Here is a 7,214-nt window from a genome sequence, read left to right on the forward strand (position 1 = left end):
AAACCCCTCATCCGGCCCTGGCGGGCCACCTTCTCCCACAAGGGGAGAAGGGAGAATCTAGAAGAACAGCGCGTCCGGTTGGCGCTCTTGCGGCGGGCTGGGGCGCGCCGCCGGGGGCTGTTGCGGCTGCGTGGCTTGGCCGTCGATGACGATGGGCGGCGGCGCGTCCTCATAGGGCTGGGCCGTGGCGTAGGGATCCTCGACCTGACCCATCAGGTCGCCGACGGGATCGGGCGGGATCCAGCCTTCGGGCAGGGGCGGGCCGTTGGGGATGGCCTGAACCGCCAGCTTGGGCAGGGCCGCCTCCATGAAGCCGCGCCAGATGGCGGCGGGCGAGGAGCCGCCGGTGACGCGGGCCATCGGCTTGTTGTCGTCCTTGCCGACCCAGACGGCGGCGACGAAGCCGCCCGTGTAGCCGACGAACCAGGCGTCCTTATAGTCCGAGGTGGTGCCGGTCTTGCCTGCGATGTCGCGCCCGCCGATGGCGGCCGAACGACCGCTGCCCGAGGTGATCACCCCGCGCAGCATCTGGTTCATGTAGTAGAGCGGCGGATTGTTGATGGCCTGGCCGCCTTCGGATGGGCCGTGGGTGTAGATGACCCGGCCGGACGGGGTGCGGATGCGGCTGATGCCATAGGCGTCGACGCGGCGGCCGCCGTTGGCGAAGGCGTCATAGGCCTGGGCCATCTCCAACGGGCTGACCTCGACGGCGCCCAGGGCCATGGACGGCTGCAGGCCGATTTCACTGCTGATCCCCAGACGGCGCGCGGCGCGGGCCACGCTGTCGCGCCCGACCTGATCGGCGACATAGGCGGCGACGGTGTTGGTCGACTGGGCCACGGCCTGGGCCAGGGTCATCTGACCGGAGAAGCGGCCGGAATAGTTGCGCGGCGACCAGCCGCCGATGGTTACGGGCTGGTCGACCACCGGAGTCTCAGGCGTGTAGCCGGCCTCGACCGCCGCCAGATAGACAAAGGGTTTCCAGGCCGAGCCGGACTGGCGACGCGCATCGACGGCGCGGTTGAACTGGCTGTCGCCGTAGGAGGCGCCGCCGATCATGGCGCGCACCCGGCCGTCGCCGTCCAGGGCGACCAGGGCGGCCTGTTCGACGCCCTTGCCCTTGTCGCGATCCAGGATGCGGCGCACGGCGCGCTCGGCGTCGGTCTGCAGGGTCAGGTCCAGGGTGGTCTCGACCACGAGGTCTTCGGTCGGCTCGCCGACCAGGCCGCGGATCTGCTTGTCCAGCCAGTCGATGAAGTATTGGGCGTGCTGGCTGGCCAGGGTCTTGGACACCCGCACCGGCTCGGCCACGGCGGCCTCGCGCTGGGCCGGGGTGATGGCGCCGACCTCGACCATTTCGTTCAGCACGACGTTGGCGCGTGTGGCGGCGCGCTCGCTCTCGGACACGGGCGAATAGCGCGAGGGCGCCTTCAGCAGGCCCGCCAGCAGGGCCGCCTCGCCGACCGTCAGCTTGTCGGCGCTCTTGTCGAAATAGCGCTGCGAGGCGGATTCGATGCCATAGGCGCCGGCGCCGAAATAGACGCGGTTCAGATAAAGGGCGAGGATCTCCTTCTTGGAGAACTTCATCTCCAGCCACACGGCCAGCATCAGCTCCTGAACCTTGCGCTTCATGTTCTGATCGGGCGTCAGGAACAGGTTCTTGGCCAGCTGCTGGGTGATGGTCGAGCCGCCCTGGACCACGCGCCCGGCCTTCAGGTTCGAGGCCATGGCGCGGCTCATGCCGATCGGGTCGAAGCCGGGGTGGTGGTAGAAGCGGCGGTCCTCGATGGCCACGAAGGCCGCGGGGACGTAGTCGGGCAGGGCGTCCAGATCGACCGGCGGCGCCATCTGGGTGCCGCGCACCGCGATCAGGGCGCCGGAGCGGTCCAGATAGGTGATCGAGGGCTGGCGATCGACCTCATACAGGCTGGAGGTGTCCGGCAGGTCGCGCGCGAAGACGGCGAAGAAGACGACGGCGAAGATCAGGCCCCAGACGGCCAGCACCGCGCCCCAGTAGAAGAGGCGGCCCATGAAGGTCCGGCGTGGTTTTCTTCCGCCCTGATCGTTCCCGTCGGGTCCGCGGTCTTTGCGCGCCATGAACATCCCTCTATGCCAGCGGCGCGAACCCTAGCCGTTCGCATCGCCGACGAAAACGCCCCCGTTTCCGATCGCGGCAGCGTGAGCGCCTATTTCGCCGAAAGAATGGCGCGCCGGGCCAGCCAGACGCCTTGATCGCCGGCGTTCTCCACCGTCAGATCAGCCTCGGTCAGCAGGGCGCGATAGGCGTCGGGGTCCAGGCTGCCGTGATAGAGCGCCTCGCCGCGCCATTCGCCGATCGCCTCGCCGTGGGCGGGACCGGCGGTGAACATCAGCCGCCCGCCCGGACCGACGCGGGCGGCCAGGGCGGGCAGGACCGCCGCCTGCGCCTCAGGCGTCAGATGGAACAGGCTGTGCCAGGCCAGAACGCCGTGAAAGGCGCCGTCCGGCAGGCCGTCGCGCATGTCGCCGATGCGCCAGTCGCCTTTGGGCAGGGTCCCGCGCGCATGGGCGATCAGGCCGGGCGAGGCGTCCAGGCCGACGATTTCAAAGCCGCGCTCCAGCAGGGCGGCGCCCATCGGCCAGCCCGAGCCGCAACCGACGTCCAGCACGCGAGCGCCGGGCGGCCAGCCTTCTGTGAAGCGATCCAGCCACGCGGCCTCGTCCCAGTCGCCTTCATGACGGCGAAGGGCGTCGCCCCGGTCGCGAATCCAGTCCGCCGCCTTGTCCTGATACAGGCCGACGATCCGATCCGCGGCCGGGTGGCTCATTTGGCCAGGAAGGCGTCCAGTTCGCCGTAGAAGGCCGTCGGCTGGTCGAACATGATGAAGTGGGCGCTGTCGTCGATGCGCTTCAGCTTGGCGCCAGGCAGGGTCGCGAACGACATCTGATAGATGGCGTCGGTGACGGCGTCGGTCATGCGGGCGTCGTTGAACTTGACGTAGAGCACCTCGGTCGGGGCGGTGATCTTCGCCAGTTCGGGGCGCAGGTCGGTGGTGACCAGTTCGCGGAAGGCGGCGGCCGAGACCTTCTGGTCGCTGTCGCGCATGTCCTGAAGCGCCTCTTTGCGGCGGCTTTCCGTATTGATCATCCCGTTGATGGCGGTGGTGGCCTGGGCGACGTAGGCCTCGCGCGGGCTGGCCGACTGGGCGGTCCAGATCTGATCGGCGACGGGGGTCACGCTTTCGGCTGTTGCACCGGGCGCGCCGAACATGGCGCCCATGAAGGGGATCATGTCCACGACCATCAGCTTGCCGACCAGCTCGGGGTGACGCGCGGCCAGCATCATGCCCATGGTCCCGCCCATGGAGTGGCCGACGACGGCGGGCTTGTTCAGATGCTGTTCGCGGATGTAGCGGGCGATCTCCTCGGCCACGGGGGCGCCGACCGGCTGGGGCGCATCGCCTTGCGCATTGGCCTGCGGCGCGGCGCCCGCGAAGCCGGCGAGGTGGATGCGGTGGACGCGATAGCGCCCGGCCAGGTGATCGACCGTGCCCTGCCAGATGTCGGGCGAGGACGACAGGCCGGGGATCAGGATCAGATCGGGCGCGCCCTCCGGCCCGTCGACGCGGACGCTGAGGCGGTCGGAGGCGAAGGCGGCGTGCGCCGCGTCGTGGGCCGCATGGTTGACGTGACCGTCCTGAGCCAGGGCGGGCGCAGCGGCCAGCAACAGGGCGGCGGCGATGAAGGCGGCTGAGGCGGTGCGGATCAAGGCGTCTCTCCCAAAGAGAATTTGCGCCAGATTAATTCATCGGCTGAGGAAGGGAATGGCCTTTGGACGGCCGCCCGTCCCTGCTGCTACAAGGCGGCCATGATCGCAGACGCCGCGCCCGCACCTTCCGCCACGCCCGAAGCCAAAGCCCCGCCGACCGCCTTCGGCAAGGGCTTCATCACCGACGCCTGGTATTTCGTCGCCCTGGCGCGCGACGTGCCGGTCGCCAGCCTGAAACGCTATGAGATCATGGGCGAGCCGGTCTTGATCGGCCGCACCCGCGCGGGCGAGGTCTATGGCATGCGCGACATCTGCCCCCATCGCGCGGCGCCGCTGTCGGCCGGGCGGCTGGTCGAAAAGCCCGGCGAGGGCGAGACGATCGAATGCCCCTATCACGGCTGGCGCTTCCGGCCGGACGGCGTCTGCGCGGCCATCCCGTCGCTGGTCGAGGATCAGGCGTTCGAGGCCAACCGCATCAAGGTGCGCGTCTATCCGGTGCGCGAGAGCCAGGGGATGGTCTTCGTCTGGATGGCGGCCGACGCCCGCAACCCGTCCGAGCCGGATCAGGAACCGCCGCAGTTTCCGGGCGCAGTCAGCCAGCCGCGTCTGGTCGAGTGGATGGATTTCGACAGCCATATCGACCACGCCGTCGTCGGCCTGATGGACCCCGCCCACGGGCCTTACGTCCATCAGCAGTGGTGGTGGCGTTCCGAACATTCGATGCACGAGAAGGCCAAGACCTTCGCCCCGGTCGACTTCGGCTGGGCCATGGTGCGCCATGCGCCGTCGTCGAACAGCCGCCTCTATAAGGTGCTGGGCGGGGCGCCCGCGACGGAGATCACCTTCCGCCTGCCGGGCTATCGCTGGGAGCATATCCAGGTGGGCGAAAAGCAGGTGCTGGCCCTGACCTGCTTGACGCCGGTGAATGAGACCAAGACCCGCATCACCCAGATCTTCTGGTCCGACCACTGGGTGTTCGGCATCGCCAAGCCTTTCCTGCGCATGGGCGTCGTGGCCTTCCTGAAGCAGGACGGCGGCATGGTGAACCTGCAGAACGAGGGGCTGAAATACGACCCGGCCCTGATCTGGATCGACGACGCCGACAAACAGGCGAAATGGTACCAGCAGCTGAAGCGCGAATGGCTGAAGAGCCGCGCCGAGGGCCGCGCCTTCGTCAATCCGATCAAGGAGACGGTGCTGCGCTGGAAGAGCTGACGGTCAGGGCGGGCGGGGGCTCTGGTCGGCGGCGCGGAACCGCGTAATCATGCGGCCATGAAGCGGATCGCGCGCATCTTCCGTCTGCATTTCGCCCTGTGGCTGGGGCTCGCCGTCCTGGCGGTCGCGGTGATTTTAACGCCTGCCGCGTGGGACTGGCCGATGCGGATCGCCGCCGCCTGGGACGCCAGCGTCTGCATCTTCCTGACGCTCACATTCATCCGCCTATATCGCCATCGCACGACGGCGGCTATCCGCAAGCGAGCGGCGGACCTGGATCAGGCGGGCGCCGCCGTCCTGCCGCTCAGTTTGCTGGCGGCGGCGGCCAGCGTTTTCGTGATCGTCATGGAGACGGCGGACGGCGGCAAGCCGAGCCTGGGCGAGGCGTTGTTCTCCATCGGCACCATCGCCGCCTCCTGGCTGTTCACCCACGTCCTGTTCGCCCTGCACTACGCACATGAATTCTATGCGCCCGCCCACGGCGGCGGCGATCGGCGCGGGCTGGTCTTTCCCGGCGAAGAAGAGGCGGACTACGGCGACTTCCTGCATTTCTCCCTGATCATCGGCGTGGCCAACCAGACGGCCGACATCCAGATCAGCAGCCGTAAACTGCGCCGGATCGCCACCGTGCACAGCCTGATCGCCTTCGTCTTCAACACGGTGATCCTGGCCCTGGCGGTGAATATGGCCGTGAGCCTGCTCTAGGCTTTCGCACGCCCATTCCAGCCGGGCGCCTTGACTTGGCCGCTATTGAGGCCCATCTGCGCTGCATCGCACAATGCGATGACCGGCGCGTTCCAGCGCGTGTTGGGCTTCCCTTCCCGGAAGGCCTGTCTGTCGAGCGGCCGGATCATTCGATTTCATACGTCGTCCATACACGCGGGGCGGCGCCCGTTCCCCGCCCGAACTTCGGGCAGGCGACGTGCGCCCTTTGTGAAACCGGCCCTGTCCGGCTGCGCCCGTCGTCGTTCGTGAAAGATAGACGTGAGCGAAATTACCTTTGAATCCATGGGCCTGAACAAGGCTCTCCTGACCGCCCTGGCTGCGACCGGCTATGAGAAGCCGACGCCGATCCAGGCCAAGGCCATCCCCGACGTGATGAAGGGCAAGGATCTGCTGGGCATCGCCCAGACGGGCACCGGCAAGACGGCGGCCTTCGCCCTGCCGATCCTGCATCGCCTGGCCGAGAACCGCGTGGCGCCGCGCCCGCGCACCACGCGCGCCCTGATCTTGAGCCCGACGCGCGAGCTGGCCACCCAGATCGGCGACAGCTTCAAGCAGTACGGCGCCCACCTGGGCTTCCGAGTGGCGGTCATCTTCGGCGGCGTGAAGTACGGCGCCCAGGAACGCGCCCTGCAGCAGGGGCTGGACGTTCTGGTGGCCGCGCCCGGCCGCCTGCTGGACCACATCCAGCAAAAGACCCTGGACCTGTCGACCTGCGAGATCTTCGTGCTGGACGAAGCCGATCAGATGCTGGACCTGGGCTTCATCAAGCCGATCCGCCAGATCGTCAGCCGCATTCCGGCCAAGCGTCAGAACCTATTCTTCTCGGCCACCATGCCGTCCGAGATCGGCAAACTGGCCGGCGAGCTGCTGAAGGACCCGGTCAAGGTCCAGGTCACGCCGCAGGCCACCACGGTCGAGCGCATCAAGCAGTCGGTGATCTGGGTCGAGCAGGGCAAGAAGCGCGCCCTGCTGACCGAGCTTTTCTCTGACCCCGCCTATACGCGCTGCCTGGTCTTCACCAAGACCAAGCACGGCGCCGACAAGGTCGCGGCCTATCTGGAAGCGGGCGGCGTCGAGGCCGGCGCCATCCACGGCAACAAGAGCCAGCCGCAACGCGAGCGCGCGCTTGAGGCGTTCAAGAACGGCAAGCTGCGCGTCCTGGTCGCCACCGACATCGCCGCACGCGGCATCGACGTGGACAAGGTCACTCACGTGGTGAACTTCGAGCTGCCCTATGTGCCGGAAGCCTATGTCCACCGCATCGGCCGCACGGCCCGCGCGGGCAAGGACGGCACCGCCATCAGCTTTGTCGCCGGCGACGAGATGAAGCTGCTGAAGGACATCGAGAAGGTCACGCGCCAGAAGATACCCGCGATCGACCGCCGCAACGACAAGGCGCTGGCCCAGCTGGACGCCTCCATCATGTCGGCGGGCGTGGCCAAGAAGGCGACCCTGCCCGAGCGTGAAGGCAAACCGCAGGGCGAAGGCCGGGGCGGCCGTGGTCGCGGCGGTCGCAATCCGCACC

General features: G+C 68.1%; 6 protein-coding genes. 3 read left to right on the forward strand and 3 right to left on the reverse strand.

All coding sequences use genetic code 11. The features are described from left to right. Positions 1 to 57 precede the first annotated feature (57 nt). From BDIM_RS16395 to BDIM_RS16405, 3 genes are all read right to left on the reverse strand, one after another. A complete protein-coding gene (locus BDIM_RS16395; RefSeq protein WP_040346487.1) occupies positions 58 to 2,103 on the reverse strand; it encodes a transglycosylase domain-containing protein in 2,046 nt (681 codons plus the stop codon). Between the two features lie 83 nt (positions 2,104 to 2,186). Further along, positions 2,187 to 2,807, reverse strand: a complete 621-nt coding sequence (locus BDIM_RS16400; protein WP_003166674.1) for a class I SAM-dependent methyltransferase — start codon at positions 2,805 to 2,807, stop codon at positions 2,187 to 2,189. Beyond that, positions 2,804 to 3,748 (reverse strand): alpha/beta fold hydrolase, encoded by a 945-nt coding sequence (locus tag BDIM_RS16405; RefSeq protein WP_003166675.1) that lies wholly within the window; start codon positions 3,746 to 3,748, stop codon positions 2,804 to 2,806. The genes BDIM_RS16400 and BDIM_RS16405 overlap by 4 nt, the downstream gene beginning before the upstream one ends. A gap of 99 nt (positions 3,749 to 3,847) precedes the next feature. On the opposite strand from BDIM_RS16405, the gene BDIM_RS16410 reads away from it, so the two are divergent. From BDIM_RS16410 to BDIM_RS16420, 3 genes are all read left to right on the forward strand, one after another. Beyond that, entirely contained in the window at positions 3,848 to 4,963 is a 1,116-nt protein-coding gene (locus BDIM_RS16410; protein ID WP_040346488.1) for an aromatic ring-hydroxylating oxygenase subunit alpha, read from the forward strand. Positions 4,964 to 5,020: 57 nt separating this feature from the next. After that, complete coding sequence (locus BDIM_RS16415) at positions 5,021 to 5,668, forward strand: DUF1345 domain-containing protein (protein ID WP_003166677.1); 648 nt, start codon at positions 5,021 to 5,023, stop codon at positions 5,666 to 5,668. A 303-nt stretch (positions 5,669 to 5,971) separates the two neighbouring features. After that, positions 5,972 to 7,214 (forward strand): DEAD/DEAH box helicase (locus BDIM_RS16420; protein WP_040346490.1); only part of this gene is annotated, 1,243 nt, incomplete at its 3' end.

The organism is Brevundimonas diminuta ATCC 11568 (genome assembly GCF_000204035.1).
Lineage (GTDB): Bacteria > Pseudomonadota > Alphaproteobacteria > Caulobacterales > Caulobacteraceae > Brevundimonas > Brevundimonas diminuta.